Annotated in this window: 22 protein-coding genes; 7 read left to right on the top strand and 15 right to left on the bottom strand. The window is 67.0% G+C overall.

Going from position 1 to position 19,778, the window contains the following annotated elements:
- The 9 genes from U4012_RS19950 to U4012_RS19910 form a co-directional block, all read right to left on the bottom strand.
- Positions 1-627 carry a DUF47 domain-containing protein gene (locus tag U4012_RS19950; RefSeq protein ID WP_044847234.1) on the bottom strand — a complete coding sequence of 209 codons (627 nt, stop codon included), beginning with the start codon at positions 625-627 and terminating at the stop codon, positions 1-3.
- A gap of 146 nt (positions 628-773) precedes the next feature.
- A complete protein-coding gene (locus U4012_RS19945; RefSeq protein WP_044847233.1) occupies positions 774-2,156 on the bottom strand; it encodes a replicative DNA helicase in 1,383 nt (460 codons plus the stop codon).
- 139 nt (positions 2,157-2,295) lie between these two features.
- The gene (gene rplI / locus U4012_RS19940; protein ID WP_059449913.1) at positions 2,296-2,748 is read right to left on the bottom strand and encodes a 50S ribosomal protein L9; all 453 of its coding nucleotides are present in this window, start codon (positions 2,746-2,748) and stop codon (positions 2,296-2,298) included.
- Between the two features lie 27 nt (positions 2,749-2,775).
- Positions 2,776-3,051, bottom strand: a complete 276-nt coding sequence (rpsR, locus tag U4012_RS19935) for a 30S ribosomal protein S18 (RefSeq protein WP_004193360.1) — start codon at positions 3,049-3,051, stop codon at positions 2,776-2,778.
- Positions 3,052-3,055: 4 nt separating this feature from the next.
- A complete protein-coding gene (gene priB / locus U4012_RS19930) occupies positions 3,056-3,355 on the bottom strand; it encodes a primosomal replication protein N (protein ID WP_031399239.1) in 300 nt (99 codons plus the stop codon).
- A gap of 40 nt (positions 3,356-3,395) precedes the next feature.
- Positions 3,396-3,770, bottom strand: coding sequence for a 30S ribosomal protein S6 (rpsF, locus tag U4012_RS19925; RefSeq protein ID WP_006755436.1), 375 nt, complete (start codon positions 3,768-3,770; stop codon positions 3,396-3,398).
- A gap of 241 nt (positions 3,771-4,011) precedes the next feature.
- Complete coding sequence (locus tag U4012_RS19920; protein ID WP_321800933.1) at positions 4,012-4,920, bottom strand: anti-sigma factor; 909 nt, start codon at positions 4,918-4,920, stop codon at positions 4,012-4,014.
- Positions 4,910-5,551, bottom strand: a complete 642-nt coding sequence (locus U4012_RS19915; RefSeq protein WP_044843634.1) for an RNA polymerase sigma factor — start codon at positions 5,549-5,551, stop codon at positions 4,910-4,912. Before U4012_RS19915 ends, U4012_RS19920 begins: the two co-directional genes overlap by 11 nt.
- Before the next feature lie 161 nt (positions 5,552-5,712).
- Positions 5,713-6,624 carry a LysR family transcriptional regulator gene (locus tag U4012_RS19910; RefSeq protein ID WP_044843635.1) on the bottom strand — a complete coding sequence of 304 codons (912 nt, stop codon included), beginning with the start codon at positions 6,622-6,624 and terminating at the stop codon, positions 5,713-5,715.
- A gap of 171 nt (positions 6,625-6,795) precedes the next feature.
- On the opposite strand from U4012_RS19910, the gene gcl reads away from it, so the two are divergent.
- The 4 genes from gcl (at position 6,796) to lysM (ending at position 11,291) form a co-directional block, all read left to right on the top strand.
- Positions 6,796-8,571 (top strand): glyoxylate carboligase, encoded by a 1,776-nt coding sequence (gene gcl, locus U4012_RS19905; RefSeq protein ID WP_044843636.1) that lies wholly within the window; start codon positions 6,796-6,798, stop codon positions 8,569-8,571.
- A 44-nt stretch (positions 8,572-8,615) separates the two neighbouring features.
- Complete coding sequence (gene hyi, locus U4012_RS19900) at positions 8,616-9,425, top strand: hydroxypyruvate isomerase (RefSeq protein ID WP_044843637.1); 810 nt, start codon at positions 8,616-8,618, stop codon at positions 9,423-9,425.
- A 41-nt stretch (positions 9,426-9,466) separates the two neighbouring features.
- Positions 9,467-10,360 (top strand): 2-hydroxy-3-oxopropionate reductase, encoded by an 894-nt coding sequence (locus U4012_RS19895; RefSeq protein ID WP_044843638.1) that lies wholly within the window; start codon positions 9,467-9,469, stop codon positions 10,358-10,360.
- A 460-nt stretch (positions 10,361-10,820) separates the two neighbouring features.
- A complete protein-coding gene (gene lysM / locus U4012_RS19890) occupies positions 10,821-11,291 on the top strand; it encodes a peptidoglycan-binding protein LysM (protein ID WP_044843639.1) in 471 nt (156 codons plus the stop codon).
- Between the two features lie 211 nt (positions 11,292-11,502).
- Here lysM and U4012_RS19885 read toward each other — a convergent pair whose 3' ends face one another.
- Positions 11,503-12,525 (bottom strand): asparaginase, encoded by a 1,023-nt coding sequence (locus tag U4012_RS19885; RefSeq protein WP_321800927.1) that lies wholly within the window; start codon positions 12,523-12,525, stop codon positions 11,503-11,505.
- A 263-nt stretch (positions 12,526-12,788) separates the two neighbouring features.
- On the opposite strand from U4012_RS19885, the gene U4012_RS19880 reads away from it, so the two are divergent.
- From U4012_RS19880 to U4012_RS19870, 3 genes are all read left to right on the top strand, one after another.
- Positions 12,789-13,079 (top strand): PsiF family protein, encoded by a 291-nt coding sequence (locus tag U4012_RS19880; RefSeq protein WP_044843641.1) that lies wholly within the window; start codon positions 12,789-12,791, stop codon positions 13,077-13,079.
- Between the two features lie 320 nt (positions 13,080-13,399).
- Positions 13,400-13,858: a membrane protein gene (locus tag U4012_RS19875; protein WP_044843642.1), complete on the top strand. Its 459-nt coding sequence runs from the start codon at positions 13,400-13,402 to the stop codon at positions 13,856-13,858.
- 231 nt (positions 13,859-14,089) lie between these two features.
- Complete coding sequence (locus U4012_RS19870) at positions 14,090-14,677, top strand: YSC84-related protein (RefSeq protein WP_044843643.1); 588 nt, start codon at positions 14,090-14,092, stop codon at positions 14,675-14,677.
- 99 nt (positions 14,678-14,776) lie between these two features.
- Here U4012_RS19870 and U4012_RS19865 read toward each other — a convergent pair whose 3' ends face one another.
- The 5 genes from U4012_RS19865 to U4012_RS19845 form a co-directional block, all read right to left on the bottom strand.
- Positions 14,777-15,841 carry a glycosyltransferase family 4 protein gene (locus tag U4012_RS19865; RefSeq protein WP_321800924.1) on the bottom strand — a complete coding sequence of 355 codons (1,065 nt, stop codon included), beginning with the start codon at positions 15,839-15,841 and terminating at the stop codon, positions 14,777-14,779.
- A gap of 246 nt (positions 15,842-16,087) precedes the next feature.
- The gene (locus U4012_RS19860) at positions 16,088-17,266 is read right to left on the bottom strand and encodes an AAA family ATPase (protein ID WP_321800921.1); all 1,179 of its coding nucleotides are present in this window, start codon (positions 17,264-17,266) and stop codon (positions 16,088-16,090) included.
- Between the two features lie 31 nt (positions 17,267-17,297).
- Positions 17,298-18,470 (bottom strand): mechanosensitive ion channel family protein, encoded by a 1,173-nt coding sequence (locus U4012_RS19855; RefSeq protein ID WP_321800919.1) that lies wholly within the window; start codon positions 18,468-18,470, stop codon positions 17,298-17,300.
- 94 nt (positions 18,471-18,564) lie between these two features.
- On the bottom strand, positions 18,565-18,921 hold the full coding sequence (locus U4012_RS19850) for a Rap1a/Tai family immunity protein (RefSeq protein ID WP_044843647.1): 357 nt from the start codon (positions 18,919-18,921) through the stop codon (positions 18,565-18,567).
- Between the two features lie 119 nt (positions 18,922-19,040).
- Positions 19,041-19,751 (bottom strand): ankyrin repeat domain-containing protein, encoded by a 711-nt coding sequence (locus U4012_RS19845; RefSeq protein WP_321800916.1) that lies wholly within the window; start codon positions 19,749-19,751, stop codon positions 19,041-19,043.
- Between the last annotated feature and the right edge of the window lie 27 nt (positions 19,752-19,778).

Genomic DNA, 19,778 nt, shown 5'->3' with positions numbered 1-19,778 from the left:
TCAGGCGTTTTCCAGCACGATGCCTTCGATGATGTTCGCGACGTCCTCGCACTTGTCGGTGATCTCTTCGAGCAGTTCGTAGATCGCCTTCAGCTTGATGAGCGTCTTCACGTCGTCTTCCTCGCGGAACAGCTTCGACATCGCCGCGCGCAGCACGCGATCGGCCTCCGACTCCCAGCGGTCGATCTCCTCGCACTGCTTGAGGATCTGTGCCGATTGCTTCATGTCGGACAGCAACCCGACGGCCTGCTGCACGTGCTGCGCCGACTGCGTGACGATGTGCGCGAGCTGGCTCGCCTCGGACGTGACGGACTGCACGTCGTACAGCGACACGGCCGTCGCGACGTCTTCCATCAGGTCGAGGATGTCGTCCATCGTCGTGATCAGCTTGTGGATCTCGTCGCGATCGAGCGGCGTGATGAAGGTCTTGTGCAGCAGATCGATCGCTTCATGCGTCAGCTTGTCAGCGGCCTTCTCGGCGGTCTGCACGTTTTGCTTGTGAATCTCGGCGTCGGCGAGATTGTCGATCAGCAGTTCGAGCTCGCGGCCACCGGAAACGATGTGCTTCGCGTGCGCGTTGAAGAGTTCAAAGAACTTGCCCTCGGTGGGCATGAATCGACCGAACATGGGATTCCTGAGAGATTGTCAAACGACTGTCACGAAAACGGGCGATATTGTACCGTTTTCGGTTGCGCCGCGACGCGCGCATATGCGCGCGCCGGGATTGGATACAACGCTTGGCGAAATAAGGGTTTACAACCGGCGTAGAAGTGTTACTCGCCGTAGAAGTTCTGCGCCCCCGCAAAGTTGTCGAACTTCGTGTATTGACCCAGAAACGTGAGCCGAACGGGTCCGATCGGGCCGTTACGCTGCTTGCCGATGATGATTTCGGCCGTGCCCTTGTCCGGGCTGTCCGGGTTGTAGACCTCGTCACGGTAGATGAACAGGATCACGTCCGCATCCTGTTCGATTGCGCCCGATTCACGCAAATCCGACATCACCGGACGCTTGTTCGGACGCTGCTCCAGCCCGCGATTCAGCTGCGACAGCGCGATCACCGGCACGTCCAGCTCCTTTGCCAGACTCTTCAGCGATCGCGAGATTTCGGAAATTTCGGTCGCACGGTTCTCGCCCTGCGACGAACCCGACATCAGCTGCAGGTAGTCGACGATGATCAGGCCGAGCTTGCCGCACTGACGTGCGAGACGCCGCGCGCGCGAGCGCAATTCCATCGGGTTCAGGCCGCCCGTCTCGTCGATGAAGAGCTGCGCCTCGCTCATCTTCTGCACCGCGTGCGTCAGCTTCGGCCAGTCCTCGTCCGTCAGCCGGCCGGTACGCATCCGGTGCTGGTCGAGCCGCCCGATCGAGCCGAGCATACGCATCACGAGCTGGGTGCCCGGCATTTCCATCGAGAACACGGCGACCGGCAGCCCGTACTCGACAGCGACGTATTCGCCGATGTTCATGGAAAAGGCCGTTTTTCCCATTGACGGTCTTCCGGCAACGATGATCAGTTCGCCGCCGTGCATCCCGGACGTCATCCGGTCGAGGTCGACGAAGCCCGTCGGCGTGCCCGTGACGTCACTCGGGTTCGCGGTGTGATACAGCGTGTCGATGCGCTCGACGACCTGCGTGAGCAGCGGCCCGATCTCGAGGAAGCCCTGGTTGCCGCGCGCGCCCTCTTCGGCGATCGAGAACACCTTCGACTCGGCCTCGTCGAGCAGCTGGCGAACTTCCTTGCCCTGCGGATTGAACGCGTCGGCCGAGATTTCGTCGGCGACCGACACGAGCCGGCGCAGCACCGCGCGGTCGCGCACGATTTCCGCGTAGCGGCGAATGTTCGCGGCGCTCGGCGTGTTCTGCGCGAGGGCGTTCAGGTACGCGAGGCCGCCGACGTCGTCGGCCTTGCCGGACGTGGTCAGCGCTTCGTACACGGTCACGACGTCGGCCGGGCGCGTCGACGCGATCAGCCGGCCGATGTGCTCGTAGATGATCCGGTGGTCGTAGCGATAGAAGTCGCCCTGCGACAGGAAATCGGCAATCCGGTCCCATGCCGCGTTGTCGAGCAACAGGCCGCCGAGTACCGACTGCTCGGCTTCGACCGAATGCGGCGGGACTTTCAGCGATTCGATTTGAGGATCTTGCGGCGCGTTCATGGGTTGGGATTATCGCGAATTACACAGGACGGCGCCATACCGGCCACCAGCGAACGGGCAATAAAAAAGGCAGGCCCCGGTTGCCCGGGCGCCTGCCCTTGTCCGGACGGCGGAAGCCGCCCGGAAAGCTTGCATACGCTTACGCGTGGTCGCCGATCACGTTGATCGTGACGTCGACGACGACGTCCGTGTGCAGCGCGATCTGAACGACGTGCTCGCCGATCATCTTCAGCGGGCCTTCCGGCATGCGAACTTGCAGCTTCTCGACTTCGAAACCTGCCTTCTTCAGCAGTTCCGCGACGTCGCCGTTCGTGACCGAGCCGAACAGACGGCCGTCGACGCCCGACTTCTGCGTGATTTCGAACGACTGGCCGTTCAGCTTCTCGCCGACTGCCTGCGATGCTGCCAGCTTTTCAGCAGCGATCTTTTCGAGTTCAGCGCGGCGAACTTCGAATTCGGCGATCGCTTCCTTCGTTGCACGGCGAGCCTTGCGGTTCGGGATCAGGAAGTTGCGAGCGTAACCGTCCTTGACCTTGACGATATCGCCGAGGTTGCCCAGATTGGCGACTTTTTCCAACAGAATGATTTGCATTCGAATTCTCCTTATGGCGTCGCCGAGTTACGCCTTGTGCTGATCGGTGTACGGCAGCAGCGCGAGGAAACGCGCACGCTTGATTGCCGTGTCGAGCTGACGCTGATAGTGCGCCTTCGTACCCGTCAGACGAGCCGGCGTGATCTTGCCGTTTTCGCCGATGAAGTCCTTCAGCGTTTCCGTGTCCTTGTAGTCGATCTGCTCGACGCCGGCAGCCGTGAAACGGCAGAACTTCTTGCGCTTGAAGAGCGGGTTTTGTTGCTGACGACGCTTGTCGAATTTCTTACCAGTCGGGCGGGCCATGATTTCAGTCCTTTCCTATGTCCTGCAATGCAGTGATGTGAAACACCAAGGTTCTCGCGTTGCGGCTCTTCTTTGCCAGGAAGCCCGTGAACAGCGTTTCGACGCCCATTTCACGACGCTCCAGCTTGCCGCTCGCCTCACCGGCCGCCACCGCCTCGATCGTCATTTCGACCTGACGGGGAATGCCTGCTTCGACGACTTCCGTGCGGTGATGCAACGTGGCGCTTGCGATCGGAACACCCGCCGGCGTATATCGCACCGGTGCGCGTTCGACGACGCTCGCCGTCAATTGCAACCTGTTCACGTGAGTGACGCGCTCCTTGATGGCTTAATGAGTGACGAACTTAAGCCTGCGCTTCGGTCGGCTGAGCTGCAGCCGCCTTCTTGGCTTCTTCGCGCTGAACTTCCTTCATCATCGGCGACGGGCCGGTCTCGGCCTTCTTCATCTTGACGATGAGGTGGCGCAGCACGGCGTCGTTGAACTTGAACGCGTGTTCGAGTTCGTCGAGCGTCGTCTGGTCGCACTCGATGTTCATGCAGACGTAGTGAGCCTTCGCGAGTTTCTCGATCATGTAGGCCAGCTGGCGACGGCCCCAGTCTTCGACACGGTGGATCTGGCCGCCGTGCGTCGTGATCGTGGTCTTGTAACGCTCGATCATCGCGGGCACTTGCTCGCTCTGATCGGGGTGCACGATGAATACGATTTCGTAATGACGCATTACACACTCCTTGTGGATTAAAGCCACCCGGGCGTCTGAACCGGTGTGGCAAGTGAGAAGCCGAAGATTCTAACCCGGATACGGGGCGCGTGCAATACCGATCGACGATTTCCGACCGGATTCGGCCATGTTTTCAACGACTTGAATGGCGCCGGCAGCTGAAGCCGCCGTCGGCGCGACCGTTCGGAAATGGGGGCGGAGTGTCGGGCGCGTGCCTGCGGGCCGGCGACGCGGCCCGCCGTCACTCGACGCGCGCCCCGCCCAGCCTCGCGTCGAGCGCCGTCCTGAACGCGGCCAGCGCCGACGGCTCGGCGTCGGTCACGGCCCACCACGTCATCCCGGCCGCCTCCCAGCGGTCGAGCGCGTAGCCCTGCGACACGGTCGCGTACGGCGCGGCCTCCCGCCCGACGCCTGCCGGCTGCACGTACACGTCGATCACGTGCTGCCGGTATCGGTACACGAGCACCGCGACGCGGCGCCGCCCGACGTAGTCGAGCCGGCCGCCCGCGAGCGGGAAGCCGCTCGCCGACAGGTCCTCGACCGGCGGCGCATAGTCGAGCCGGCCGTTGAACCAAGGCTTGACCGTATGCCGGTCGGTCGAGATCACGTCGATGTCGCGCGCCGACAGGCCGGCGCGCACGTGGCTCGCGACCAGTTCGTCGACCGTCTGGTCGGTTGCGGCGTGGCGGGCGGACAGCGCCATCCCGGCCGCCGCCGCGAGCGCGACCAGCAGCGCGACGCCCCAGCCGAGCCCGGGCAGCGCGGCGACGCCCGCCCCCGGTCCGGCCGACGCCGGGCGAGCCGCCGCGCCGCGCCCGCCCAGCCACGCGAACCAGCGGCGACCGGTCGGCCGAGGCTGGGCCCGCGGCCGCGCCGCCGCGTCGTCCGGCGCCGGTTCCACGCGGGCCTGGCCGCGCGCGTTCGCGCCGGCCGCCGCCGGCAGCGTCGCGAGGATGCTCGCGCGCAGCGCCTCCGGCGCGCGGTGATAATCGGCCTGCCGCACGGCGCGCCCGAGCGCGACGATCCGCTCGCGTTCGCGGCGGCACGCGTCGCAGCCTTCGACATGCCGCTGGACGCGCAACGCATCGGGCGCCGACAGCTCGCGGTCGACGTCCGCGTCCAGCAATGCGCGCGCTTCGTTACAGTCCATCGATCGCCTCCGATGCGGTTCCGCTTGCCGACGCACGTCCCGGCGCGGGTTCGGGTGCCGGCGCCTGCGTGCCGGCCAGCAGCGCGGCGAGCCGACGCCGGCCGCGCGCGAGTCGCGACATCACGGTGCCGACCGGTACGTCGGCGATCGCCGCGATCTCGCGATAGCTCAGATCCTCCATCTCGCGCAGCACCAGCACCTCGCGGTATTCGGGCGGCAGCTTCGCGAGCGCCGCGTTCACCAGCCGAACGTTCTCGCCGCGCAACAGGTGCGTGAGCGGATCCTCCGTCGCCGGCTGCCAGTCGTCCGGCACCTCCGTGTCGTCGAGCGTGTCGGGCAGCGCGACCTCGTGCGCGTGGGCGCGGCGGCGCCACTCGGTGTACCAGGTGTGGCGCACGATCGTCAGCAGCCACGGCCGCGCGTTGTCGCCGCGGCACGAGTCGACGAAGCGCAGCGCGCGCATGCACGCGTCCTGGACGACATCGTCCGCGTCGCCCGCATTGCCGCTCAGCCAGCGCGCGAGGTTGTACGCGGCGTCGAGATGCGGCAGCACGAGCACGCGAAACCGTTCGCCGCGCGCGACCGCGTCGTCCTCCGCCCGTTCGTCGACCGCCTGTCCGGCTTGCCCCACATGACCTCCCTGGTCCCGGCGGCCGAAGCCGCGCCCGTTCCACGTCCGTGCCCGGACAGACCGGCAGCGGGCGCTCTCGATGACCTTACCGCCGCTGCGTCGAGTTTATTCCCGCACGAAGCCGATGATGCGCAAAAAAATGCCGGAAACCGCCGCGCCCGTTACGGCGTGCTGTTCCAGTAGCCGGGGCGCGCATACGCTTCGCGCAGGTAGTCGATGAAGTAGCGCACGCGCGCGGGCACGTAGCGCTGCTGCGGATAGACCGCGAGGATGTCGTAGTCCGGCAGCGCGAATTCGTCGAGCACGGTTTCGAGTTCGCCCGTTTCGAGCTGCGCGGCGATTTCCCAGGTCGAGCGCCAGCCGAGCCCGAGGCTTTCCGCGACCCAGCGATGCAGCAGCTCGCCGTCGTTGCAGTCGAGATTGCCGGCCACCCGCATCGTCACGATCTTGCCGTGGCGCTGGAAATACCAGCCGCGGTTCTGGCCGCCCTGCAGGTTGAACGCGAGACAGTTGTGCTTCAGCAGGTCGTCGAGCGACTTCGGCCGGCCGTGCTTGCGGAAATACGCGGGTGTGCCGCACACGACGCGCCGGTTCGACGCGAGCTTCACCGCGACGAAGTTCGGATCGACCGAGCCGCCGATCCGGATCGACAGGTCGTAGCCTTCGCGCACGAGATCCACGACGCGGTCGGTCAGGTTGAACGACAGCTGCATTTCCGGCTTGTCGACGAGGAAACCGGGTGCGTGCGGCGCGACGTGCTTGCGGCCGAACGCGGCCGGCGCGGACACGATCAGGTGCCCGCTGACCGCGCGCCGGCCGGCTGCCAGCTCGTTCTCGGCCTGGTCCCATTCGGACAGCAGCCCGCGGCAGCGCTCGAGGAACGCGGCGCCCTCCTCGCTGACCACCAGCCGGCGCGTCGAGCGATACATCAGCTTCACGCCGAGGCGCTTCTCGAGCGCGTCGATGCGCCGCCCGAGCACCACCGGCGACACGCCCTCCTCGAGCGCGGCCGCCGCGAGGCTGCCCGCGTCCGCGACCCGCACGAACGTCTCGATCTGCTTGAAACGATCCATTTCCCGTCTCCGTCCCGACGCCGACACCGGCGGGAAGCCCCGTCCGGCCGTCATTCCATACTTTTAGTTTCGAAATAAGCGACTTCGGCTGATCTTATCAAACCTTTCTTGCGTCCCTAAAGTGTTCCCAACAGACCGATTCGCAAGATCCAACTATCCAAGGAGACATTCATGGCCAAGATGAGAGCCGTCGACGCAGCCGTACTCGTGCTCGAGAAGGAAGGCATCCAGACCGCGTTCGGCGTGCCGGGCGCAGCAATCAACCCGTTCTATTCCGCGATGCGCAAGTCGGGCGGCATCAGCCACGTGCTGGCGCGCCACGTCGAAGGCGCGTCGCACATGGCCGAAGGCTTCACGCGTGCCGCACCGGGCAACATCGGCGTGTGCATCGGCACGTCGGGCCCCGCCGGCACCGACATGATCACCGGCCTCTACTCGGCATCGGCCGACTCGATTCCGATCCTCGCGATCACGGGCCAGGCGCCGCGTGCGCGCCTGTACAAGGAAGACTTCCAGGCCGTCGACATCGAGTCGATCGCGAAGCCCGTCACCAAGTGGGCCGTCACCGTGCGCGAGCCGGCGCTCGTGCCGCGCGTGTTCCAGCAGGCGTTCCACCTGATGCGCTCGGGCCGTCCGGGCCCGGTGCTGGTCGACCTGCCGATCGACGTGCAGCTCGCCGAAATCGAGTTCGACATCGACACGTACGAACCGCTGCCGGTCTACAAGCCCGCGGCGACCCGCGCGCAGATCGAGAAGGCGCTCGCGATGCTCAACGACGCGGACAAGCCGCTGATCGTGTCGGGCGGCGGCGTGCTCAACGCAGCGGCCGAAGACCTGCTCGTGCAATTCGCCGAAACGATCGGCGTGCCGGTGATCCCGACGCTGATGTCGTGGGGCGCGATTCCGGACGACCACCCGCTGATGGCCGGCATGGTCGGCCTGCAGACGTCGCATCGCTACGGCAACGCGACGATGCTCGCGTCCGACTTCGTGCTCGGCATCGGCAACCGCTGGGCGAACCGCCACACCGGTAGCGTCGAGGTCTACACGAAGGGCCGCAAGTTCGTGCACGTCGACATCGAACCGACGCAGATCGGCCGCGTGTTCGGCCCGGATCTCGGCATCGTGTCCGACGCGAAGGCCGCACTCGAGCTGTTCGTCGCGGTCGCGCAGGAATGGAAGGCCGCCGGCAAGCTGAAGGACCGCAGCGCGTGGGTGTCCGAGTGCCAGGAACGCAAGCGGACGCTGCAGCGCAAGACCCATTTCGACAACGTGCCGGTCAAGCCGCAGCGCGTGTACGAAGAGATGAACAAGGTGTTCGGCCGCGATACCTGCTACGTCAGCACGATCGGCCTGTCGCAGATCGCAGCCGCGCAGTTCCTGCACGTGTTCAAGGCACGCAACTGGATCAACTGCGGCCAGGCCGGCCCGCTCGGCTGGACGATCCCCGCCGCGCTCGGCGTGCGTGCGGCCGACCCGCGCCGTCCGATCGTCGCGCTGTCGGGCGACTACGACTTCCAGTTCATGATCGAGGAACTGGCCGCCGGCGCGCAATTCAAGCTGCCGTACGTGCACGTCGTCGTGAACAACTCGTACCTCGGCCTGATCCGCCAGGCCCAGCGCGCGTTCGACATGGACTACTGCGTGCAGCTCGCGTTCGACAACGTCAACGCACCGGAGCTGAACGGCTATGGCGTCGATCACGTGGCGGTGGCCGAAGGCCTCGGCTGCAAGGCGCTGCGCGTGTTCAAGCCGGAAGAGATCGAGCCGGCGCTGCGCCAGGCGCAAACGCTCGCGGAAGAATTCAGCGTGCCGGTGGTCGTCGAAGTGATCCTCGAGCGCGTGACGAACATCTCGATGGGCACCGAAATCGACGCGATCAACGAATTCGAGGAACTCGCCGAAAAGGCCGAGCACGCACCGACCGCGATCTCGATGCTCGACTGATCCGCACGCCATTTTTTGACTGACCGACCGAAGAGGCTTAGCTCATGCCGAAGTTTGCTGCAAACCTGACCATGCTGTTCAACGAAGTGCCGTTCCTCGACCGCTTCAAGGCGGCCGCGGACGCGGGCTTCGACGCCGTCGAGTTCCTGTTCCCGTACCCGTACGCGAAAGAGGAACTCGCCGAGCGGCTCGAGACACACCGCCTGCGCCTCGTGCTGCACAACCTGCCGGCCGGCAACTGGGACCAGGGCGAGCGCGGCATCGCGTGCCTGCCCGATCGTGTCGGCGAGTTCCAGGAAGGTGTCGGCCGTGCGATCGAGTACGCGAAGGCGCTCAAGGTGCCGCAACTGAACTGCCTCGTCGGCATCCCGTCGGCGAGCACCGCGCGCGACAAGACCTTCGTCACGATCGTCGACAACCTGCGCTTCGCCGCCGACGCACTGAAGCGCGAAGGCATCCGCCTGCTGGTCGAGCCGTGCAACAGCTTCGACATCCCGGGCTTCGCGCTGAACCGCTCGTCCGACGGGCTCGACGTGATCCGCGCGGTCGGCTCGGACAACCTGTTCCTGCAGTACGACATCTATCACATGCAGCGCATGGAAGGCGAACTGGCCGCGACGATCGAACGCAACCTCGCCTCGATCGGCCACGTCCAGCTCGCGGACAACCCGGGCCGCAACGAGCCGGGTACGGGCGAGATCAACTACGCGTTCCTGTTCGCGCTGCTCGACCGGCTCGGCTATGCCGGCTACGTCGGCTGCGAATACAAGCCCCGCACCACCACGACGGAAGGGCTCGGCTGGCTGCAAAGCGTCGCCGGCTGCGCACCGGGCTCGGCGCGTCGCGCCGCCTGAGATCCGCTCTTCCCGTTTTCAGCCCTATAGGAGACTTTCACATGGCAACCATCGGTTTCATCGGCCTCGGCATCATGGGCGCGCACATGGCGCGCAACCTGCTCAAGGGCGATCATCAGCTCGTCGTGAACGGTGCGTTCCCGATTCCCGACGACCTGCGCGCGAGTGCGAAGGTCGTCGCGAACTCGACCGAAGTCGCGCAGAACGCCGACATCATCATCGCGATGGTGCCGGACACGCCGGACGTGCGTAACGTGCTGTTCGCCGACGACGGCGTCGCGAAGGGCCTGAGCGCCGGCAAGCTCGTGATCGACATGAGCTCGATCTCGCCGCTCGACACGCAGGAATTCGCGAAGCAGATCAACGCGCTCGGCTGCGACTACCTCGACGCGCCGGTGTCCGGCGGCGAAGTCGGCGCGCGCGAAGCGACGCTGACGATCATGGTCGGCGGCCCGGAGAAGGCGTTCGAACGCGCGAAGCCGCTGTTCGAGAAGATGGGCAAGAACATCACGCTCGTCGGCGAGAACGGCGCGGGCCAGACCTGCAAGGTCGCGAACCAGATCATCGTCGCGCTGAACATCGAGGCGGTCGGCGAAGCGCTGCTGTTCGCCGCACGCTCGGGCGCCGATCCGGAGCGCGTGCGCCAGGCGCTGATGGGCGGCTTCGCCGCGTCGCGCATTCTTGAAGTACACGGCGCGCGCATGACCAAGCGCACGTTCGATCCGGGCTTTCGCATCGAGCTGCACCAGAAGGACCTGAACCTCGCGCTCGACGGCGCACGCAAGCTCGGCCTCGCGCTGCCGCACACGGCGAGCGCGCAGCAACTGTTCAGCGTGTGCGCCTCGCACGGCGGCAAGGCATGGGATCACTCGGCACTCGTGCGTGCGCTCGAGATCATGTCGAACTTCGAGATCGGCCAGACGCCGGCCGCGTAACGCGGACGCAACGGCGCGCGTTTCGCTGCAACGGCGGAACGCGCGCGACGAATACACGCGATCCGGTCACGGCCGGTCGCATCGATGCGCGACGATGCGCGCATCACGGTGGGGCGCCCCGCCGCGTATCGCCGAAACGCGTGCGCGACGGGGCGAAAAACGCCGCTCTGGGCTGAGAGCGGCGTGGTGGGGTCCGCAGCGGCACCCGGCGGCGCCGGGGAAGCCTTGGTCGGTCAGACGTCGTCGTCGGGTGTCCGCCTGTCGGATTTCGCGTATTACATTTCTTTACGTTCAAGCGCGCGATTTTTCATGCAATCGTCGCGCTGAACGCCTACACTTTCGCCACGCCTTTCGAGAAAACCGCCGCGCTTGGCGCTCGCTCCGGTGAGCGCGCCCAGCGCGGTGTTTTTTTCGCCACTTCACGGCGCGTTTTCTTTTCAACCACCTAGGGAGTGCAGCGATGGGTCTTCTTTCGTTTATCAAAGAGGCGGGTGAAAAACTGCTGGGTCACGCCGATGCGCAAGCAGCGGAAGATCCGAATGCCGCGAACCAGACCGCGGCCGACGCGATCAAGAACTACATCGGCACGCAAGGTCTCGACACGTCGAACCTGAGCGTCGCGTTCGACGGCGCGTCGCGCACCGTCACGCTGTCGGGCAGCGTCGCCGATCTCGACACGAAGGCGAAGGTCAAGGTCGCGGCCGGCAACGTGCAAGGCGTCGCGGGCGTCAACGACGACGACCTGCAGCCGGATGATCAGGAAGTTCAGTACCACGACGTGAAGCCGGGCGACACGCTGTCGGCGATCGCGAAGGAAGTGTACGGCGACGCGAACAAGTACCCGGCGATCTTCGAGGCGAACAAGCCGATGCTGTCGAGCCCGGACCGGATCTATCCGGGCCAGAAGCTCGTGATTCCGCCGCAGTCCTGAGCATTCGCGCGGCACTGACGCAAAAAAGGCAGGCCAACGGCCTGCCCGGACTGCTGACGAACCCCACGCTTTTCGGAGCGTGGGGTTTCGTCTTTTTGGCATCAGGGTTGCAGGCTTGCCGCGGGGCAAGCAGTCGAATCCGCCGCGCAAACCGTTCACGAGGCGCCGCTTTTTCATGCACGCCGCGCGCCGCCCGATCGGCGGCCAGCGGTCACAGCGTGTCGAATGCGCGTTGCAGCGCGTCGCGCTCGTGAATCCCGTTCGCGAGCGCGAGCATCAGCAGCACGCGTGCCTTGAACGGGCTCAGCGACCCGGCGCTCACGAAACCGAGCGCGTCGTCGTTCGCGGCGCCGTTGCGCATCACGTGCCCCGAGCCGACGCGCGACGCACGCACCACGGCGACGCCCGCCTTCACCGCATCGGCGAGCGCCGCCTGCAGCGTCGCATGGATCGACCCGTTGCCGGTGCCCGCGACGACGAGCCCGCGCACGCCGGCCGCGACGAGCGCATCGACGGCCGTGCGCGTCACGCCCGCATAGCTCGCGACGACTTCGACCGGCGGCCACGCCGCGGCGATCGCCAGTCGCGCATCGCGCACGCGCGTCACGCGGCGCGCGAATTCGACGCGGCCGTCCTGCACCCAGCCGAGCGCGCCCAGTTCCGGCGACTGGAACGCATCGACCGCGTAGGTGCTCGTCTTCACGACGTCGCGCGCGCCGTGGATCCGGTTGTTGAATGCGACGAGCACGCCCTGGCCGCGCGCGGCCGGGTGAGCGGCGACGGTCACCGCGTTCAGCAGGTTCAGCGGGCCGTCGGACGACAGCGCGGTGGCCGGCCGCATCGCGGCCGTCAGCACGACCGGCTTGTCGCCGGTCACGACCAGATGCAGCGCGTAGGCGGTTTCCTCGAGCGTGTCGGTGCCGTGGGTGATCACGATGCCGTCGATCGCCGGATCGGCCATCAGCGCGTCGATGCGCGCGGCGAGCGTATTCCACAGCGGCAGCGCGAGATCCTTGCTGTCGATGCTGGCGACCTGCTCGGCCTCGATGCGTGCGACCGACGCGAGCGCCGGCACCGCGTCGAGCAGGAAATTGACGCCGAGCGCGCCGGCCTGATAGCCGGCCGTGCTGGCGGCGTCGGGCGCGGCGCCGGCGATCGTGCCGCCGGTGGCGAGTACGGCGATGCGCGGCAGGGCCGGCGCGGACGAAGGGGATGCGGGGTTCGGAGTATTCATGGCCGCGATTGTAATGGCTCGCGGCCGGCATCCGGTAGATACGCCCGGCACCGGACGCTGCGCATCATGGTTAGTCCCGATCGCCGCGGGACGCACGCCGTCAACGGCCACGTCGCCCGCCGCGTTATAGGAATGCCGTTTTGGTGTTTTCACATTGATTTGCCATAATCGGAGCGCGCGGCGTGATGTGGCCCTGTTCCCGTTGCGCCGGGCTTCGTGACGGCGTCGATATAAAACGCAATTCACCCCATGGGAGTGTCGAAATGAAAATCCAATCGCTCGTAGCCGCAGTGCTTCTCGGCGGCATGCTGGCTTCCCCCGCTTTCGCGGCGAACAGCCAGCAGGACAAGATGAAGGCCTGTAACACCCAGGCCGCCGGCAAGACGGGCGATGAACGCAAGGCGTTCATGAAGGACTGCCTGTCGGCCAAGCCCGCGAAGAAGATGTCGCAGCAGGAAAAGATGAAGGCGTGCAACACGCAGGCCGCCGACAAGAAGGGCGACGACCGCAAGGCGTTCATGAAGAGCTGCCTGAGCAGCCAGCCGGCCGCCTGAGTTCCCGCGCTCCCGCACGAATGCCGCGCACCGCTTCGGCGGGCGCGGCATTTTTGTTTTCGTTGCACGCGCATCGACGCACGCGATGACGTGGAATGCGTCGCCGCGCCGGCCGGCGGCGCCGTCGCTGCCGTCGTCGCGACCTGCTGCGCCGCCTGCCCGCCCCGCTTCCCCAGCACGCCGTACAAATGCCGCCATACGGTGCGGCAATTCGCCGCGATTTCTTCTATGATGGCTGCAACGCGGCCCACCCAAGTACAAGAAGCGCCATCGGGCCGCCCTCGAGACGGACGCGCACACCGCGTCAAACGGAGGCATGGATGGCATGGAGACAACACCGCTGGTTCCGCCGCTGGCTGATCGTGATCGTGTTCTGGGCCGTGCCCGTCGCGATCGTCGCCGTGCGCGAGATCCGCGAGGAAATGGCGTACAACAAGGCCGACCTGCAACTCGCGCTGACCACCTGGCAGCTCACCGATGCGCAGCAGGCGGCCGGCGCCGCCACGAAGTGCCACGGCGATCCTGACGCGGCGCGCGCGGCCGGCTGCCCGGCCGACGTGCTGGCCGCCAACGCGGCACGCCAGCAGGCGGCCCGCGACGAATACGTCGTGCGCCGCAACACGCTCGCCGGTTATCTGTGGCACGCGTTCGTCGGCTACTGGGTCGTGCCGGCCGCGTTCCTGTTCGCGTGCGGGGTCGTGATCGCGCTGATCCGCCGCGCGTTGCGGCGCCCGCCGATCAAGCCGCCGACCCCGCCGGCGCCGCCCGTCACGCACTGACCTGCACCTGCCGGCCCCGCCGTTCCCGCCCGCCCCGGCCGTCGCGCGATGTAGCGACATATCGCCGTGCGCGCGCCGGTCCGTCCGTTGGTGCGCCGCGACACCGCAAAACGATTCGGCGCCTTTTCATGCGCGCACGAAATGGGGTTGTAATCCGTTGTGATATAACTGCCGACGTGATCCGCTCCGTGAGCGAGACTCACTCCGAACGTCATCCGATGGAGAAGAACGATGCAAAAACGGAACCTTGTGCTGAAAGCCGCCGCTGCGCTCGTCGTCGGCAGCCTTGCGCTCACCGGTTGCACCACTACCCCCGACAAGCCCGACAACGCCGCGACCAACGCGTCGAAGCGTCAGGCGATCGATTCGAGCGTCGACGCCACGCTGTCGCGCATGTATTCCACGGTCAAGGGTTCGCGTGAACTCGTCGCGAAGTCGCGCGGCGTGCTCGTGTTCCCGGACGTGCTGCAGGCCGGCTTCATCGTCGGCGGCCAGTCGGGCAACGGCGCGCTGCGCGTCGGCGGCAGCACGGTCGGCTACTACAACACGTCGTCGCTGTCGGTCGGCCTGCAGGCCGGTGCGCAGTCGAAGGCGATCGTGTTCCTGTTCATGACGCAGGAGGCGCTCGACGAATTCCGCGGCTCGGACGGTTGGGCAGCCGGCGCCGGCGCATCGGTCGCGCTCGTGAAGATGGGCGCGAACGGCGCGGTCGACTCCAACACGGCCACCGCGCCGGTCCAGGTCATCGTGCTGACCAACGCCGGCCTGATGGGCGACGTGTCGATCAACGGCACGAAGGTCACGAAGCTGAAGATCTGACGCCGCGGCGTCCTCGTCCGTGCGCGCCGCGCGCGGGCGATGTGCAAACGGCGATGTCCTCGCGGACATCGCCGTTCTTTTATCCGCACGCGCCGCGCGTCAGGTCGTCGAATCGATCACCTTGAAGCGCGAGCGCTTTTGCGCACGAATCAGCGACTGGTACACGTCGACGTACTGCTGCGCCATCCGCCGCGACGTGAAGCGCTCCTCGAAGCGCCGCCGCACGCGTGCGCGCGGCAGCAGGTGCAGCCGGTTCACGGCGGCCACCGCGCTGATCTCGTCCTCGACGATGAAGCCCGACACGCCCTCGTCCACCACCTCCGGCACCGCGCCGCGATTGAACGCGATCACCGGCGTGCCGCACGACATCGCCTCGATCATCACCAGCCCGAACGGCTCCGGCCAGTCGATCGGAAACAGCAGCGCATGCGCGCCCGACAGGAATTCTGCCTTCTCGTGGTCGGCGATCTCGCCGATGTATTCGACGTGCGGCAGTGCGAACAGCGGCTTGATCTCCCGCTCGAAGTACTCCTGGTCCGCCGCGTCGATCTTCGCGGCGATCCTGATCGGCAGCCCGCACTGGTACGCGATGCGGATCGCGGTGTCGACCCGCTTCTCCGGCGAGATGCGGCCGAGGAACGCGAGATAGCGCGGCTCGACGGGTTGCGGCAGGTACAGCGTGTCGGGCAGCCCGTGGTACACGGTCGTCTGCCATTTCGCCTGCGGCAGCGGCTGGCGCTGCGAATTCGAGATCGAGATCACCGGCGCGGTGTTGAACGTGTCGAACACCGGCTGCTGCTCGGGCAGGTCGAGCCGGCCGTGCAGCGTCGTCACGAACGGCGTGTCCTGCCGGTTGAAGACCGAAAACGAGTAGTAGTCCATGTGGAAATGGAGCACGTCGAAGTCCTTCGCGCGGCGCGCGACCGTCTCCATCAGCAGCATGTGCGGTGCGACGCGGTCGCGGATCGACGCATCGAGCCGCAGCGCGCGCGGCCATACCGGTTCGAGCCTGGCCCGGGTCGTCGAATCGCCGCTGGCGAACAGCGTCACGTCATGGCCGAGGTCGACGAGCGCCTCGGTGATGTAGGACACGACGCGCTCCGTGCCGCCGTACAGCTTCGGCGGCACGGATTCGGTCAGCGGGGCGATCTGGGCAATTCTCATGGTCCACGTCTCCTGTGTCCTCGGTCGGCCGGCACGGGGGCTGGCGCACAATCCCCTCCGTGCAGCACACGGCCGGCATCGCGCCGGCCGGATATCTCATTATTATTCGCGATCCCGATGCCCGGAAAGCACCGGGCTTTCATTTTATGGGTGTTGTTACAGACAGGATACATTCGCGCCGCGGGCCCGACGGCGGGCTGCCGGTGGCATGCCGCCGACGCGGCCGCGCGCGCACCGCTTTGCCCGTCAGCGCGACGGCCACTTCCACGGCGGCAGGTCGCGCGTGTCCGCATCGACGAGCACGGTCGCGCCAAGCTGCTTGTCGAGCACCAGCGACTCGCAGCCGGCCTCGCGTTCGAGCGTCGCGATGAGCCGCGCCGCGTGCGACACGACCAGCACCTGCGAACGCTGCGCGGCCTGCGCGATCAGGCGGCCGAGCGCCGGCAGCAGATCGGGGTGCAGGCTCGTCTCCGGTTCGTTCAGCACCATCAGCGCGGGCGGGCGCGGCGTCAGCAGCGCGGCCGCGAGCAGCAGGTAGCGCAGCGTGCCGTCCGACAGCTCGGCGGCCGACAACGGCCGCAGCAGCCCCGGCTGACGCATCAGCACGTCGAAGCGGCCGCGCCCGCCCGGATTGTCGATGTCGATCGATGCGCCGGGGAACGCGTCGTCGATCGCGGCATCGAGCGCGGCCGCATCCCCGATTTCGCGGATCGTCTGCAGCGCGGCGGCCAGGTCGGCGCCGTCGTCCGCCAGCACCGGCGTGTGGGTGCCGATCTGCGACTGCCGGGCCGGCGCCTGCGCATCGGTCCGGAAATGATCGTAGAAACGCCACGACCGGATCCGCTCGCGCACCGCGATCATCTCCGGCGCGCCGACCGGATCGGCGAACTCGGTCATCATGCTGTCGAAGCTCGCCACCGGCTGCGGCACCGTGTGCCAGTCGCCCGACCCGATGCGCGCGCGAATCTGCGCGCCCTGGCGGTCGACCAGCAGCGTCGACGGCCGCAGCAGCGCGCCGCCCCAGATGCATTCGCGCTTCACGACCGGATCGAGACGAAACATCGACGCATCGTTCTTCACCGGCAGGCCGAGATCGATCGCGTAACCGAAATCGTCGCCGGCGAAACCGAGCTTGAGGCTCACCGGTCCGTTGCGCACCGTGCCGGTCACCGGCGTGTCGCCGCTCAGCATCGCGCGCGAAAAGCGCTCGGGGCCGGCCCACAGCGTCGACGGCAGCCCGCCTTCGCGCGCGAGCGACGGAATCACGCGGCCCTGCGCGGTGTCGGCAAGCAGCCGCAGCGCACGGTACACGCTCGACTTGCCGCTGCCGTTCGGCCCGGTGACGACGGTGAGCGCCGCGAGCGGCACGATCAGCTCGCGCAGCGAGCGGTAGTTGGCGATGGCAAGCGTCTTCAGCGCGGTCATGGAGGTGATGGCAGCAGGTACCGGCGCGCGTTCAGCGGCCTTCGGTGGCCTTCGGATCGGCCGCGGTGTTGGCCGCCGTGCTGGCGGCGGGCGGCCGCGCGTGCGGCCGTTCGGGGCTCGGCTCGCCGGGCGCCGAATCGTGCGGATACAGTTCCATCCGGCTGCGCGGCAGGCATTGCGGGAAACGCGCCTGCAGGTACGCGATCAAGCCCTCGCGCACGCGGCAACGCAGATCCCAGCACGCCGACGAGTCGGCCGCACTGACGAGCGCGCGCAACTGCATCGTGCGCTCGGTGGCATCGGTCACCTGCAGCACCTGCACGCGGCCGTCCCACTCGGGCGCCGCATGGACGAGCCGCGCGAGCTCCTCGCGCAGCGGCGCGAGCGGCGTGCGGTAGTCGACCGACAGGTAGACCGTGCCGATGATCTCCGAGCTGTGGCGCGTCCAGTTGGTGAACGGGTTTTCGATGATCCACTGCAACGGGACGACCAGCCTGCGCTGGTCCCACAGCCGCACCGACACGAACGAGCCGGTGATTTCCTCGATGCGGCCCCACTCGCCCTGGATCACGACGACGTCGTCGAGCCGGATCGGCTGCGTGAGCGCGATCTGCAGCCCGGCGATCAGGTTGCCGAGCACCGGCCGCGCGGCGATACCGGCGACGAGGCCGGCGACGCCGGCCGACGCCAGCAGGCTCGCGCCGACCTGGCGCACGTTCGGGAACGTCATCAGCGCGGCGCCCGTGCCGATGACCACGATCAGCACCATGACGGTCCGCACGAGCACCTTGGCCTGCGTGTGGACGCGCCGCGCGTGGAGGTTGTCGGCCGCATCCATCGGATGGGCCTGGATGATCGCGTCGCCGACGCCGGCCGCGAGCCGCACCAGCAGCCAGGTCAGCGATACGATGGAGCCGACCGCGGCCGCGGCGCGCATCCCGCCCACGAACGACATGCCTTCGTCCGTCTGGATCCACAGGAATTCGAGCGCAAGCAGCGCGAGCGTGACGAGCGAAGGTTTGTCGATGTAGCGCAGGATCACGCTCATCAGCGGATACGGCTGCGCGATGCGCTTGACGATGCGTGCGCCGAGACGGTGCACGATCACGACGACCAGCACGACCATGACCGACACGATCAGCGTGCCGGACCACGAATGCAACGGCGCATCGGCGATGCGCTGCAGTTCCTCGATTGAAATCATCGGCGCCCGGGATGCTTCGGTTATGAGACGCGGCGGCCTCGTCCTGGATGCGTCGGCGACGTCCGGGCAGCGCGCACCCGGACCCGGTGTCAGATCAACTGCCGCCCTTGCAGGGGAATGCCTTGCCGAGACCGAGCGATACCGCGGTGCTCGCGTTGTAGTCGGCCAGCTTCGGGTTCTCCGCGATGTACTTGCGCACCGCGTCGGTCATCTGCTGCGCCCGGATGTCGGGCGGCAGGCAGAAATACTGCCCGACGCGCGGCCCGGTGGTGCCGCCGATCGCGTCGATCGTGTTGTAGACGCCATCGGCAGCGCCTTCGATGTAGGCCGCGCACGACGCCCGCGACTTGACGTCCGTCTTCGCGCACAGCCGGTCGAGATCCGCGCCCGTGAAAGCCGCCGCCGACAACGGCACGGCAAACGCCGCGGCACAAAACATAGCCCGCAACATGGTGTTCCTTATGTCAATGCGGCCTCGGGCCGCTTGCTGCGCTGACCGGCGCGGCGGCCGGACGCCCGCTGCCGGCCGGGTTGCGGCCGGCCGGGCGCTGCGCCACCGCGCCGAAACCGTCATTTTGCACTCTTTTGCGCATCTGCCGGCGCCGATGCACCGACGCGCACCGTCCGCTTGCTCAGGATGTCGATCGCATCCGGCGCCTTGTAGTGCTGCGCGAACTCGAGCGCGGTGATGCCGAGCTGGTTCTTCACCTGCGGATCGGCGCCCTGGTCGAGCAGCAGGTTGACCGTCGACGCGTGGTTGCCGCGCGCGGCCATCATCAGCGGCGTCGTGCCGTTCGGCGACGCGGTGTCGATATACGCGTCATGGTCGAGCAGGACCTTGACGACCTCGTCCTGGCCGTTGGTGGCCGCGTAGTGCAGCGGCGCCCAGCCCTTCTTGCTGACTTCCGCGCCCTTGTCGATCAGCAGCTTGACGAGCCCGACGTCGCCGTTCAGCGACGCGAGCATCAGCGCGTTCTCGCCGGCCTTGTCTTCCTTCTCGAGGTCGACGTTCGGCGTCGTGGCGAGCGCCGCGGCGACCTTGTCGGACTTCTCGCGCGCGGCGATCACGAGCAGCGGGTCGCCGTTCGGTGCGATCGTGTTCGGATCGAGCTTGCCGCTCTTGAGCTGCTTGCCGATGTCGGCGATGTCGTCGAACTTGACCGCCTTGACGACCGGGTCGAGCGACTCGGCATGCGCGCCGGCGGCGGCAAACAGGCCGCTCGCGACGAGCGCGGCGGCGACGAGGGCGCGCTTGGGCAGGTATGTGGTCGGCTTCGTCATTGTTGTGGGCTCCTTCCCTGGGTTGTC

Origin of the sequence: Burkholderia sp. BCC1988 (genome assembly GCF_905339895.1) — a bacterium.
In the GTDB taxonomy this organism is placed as follows: Bacteria; Pseudomonadota; Gammaproteobacteria; order Burkholderiales; family Burkholderiaceae; genus Burkholderia.
This window is presented reverse-complemented; position numbering and strand designations above follow the sequence as displayed.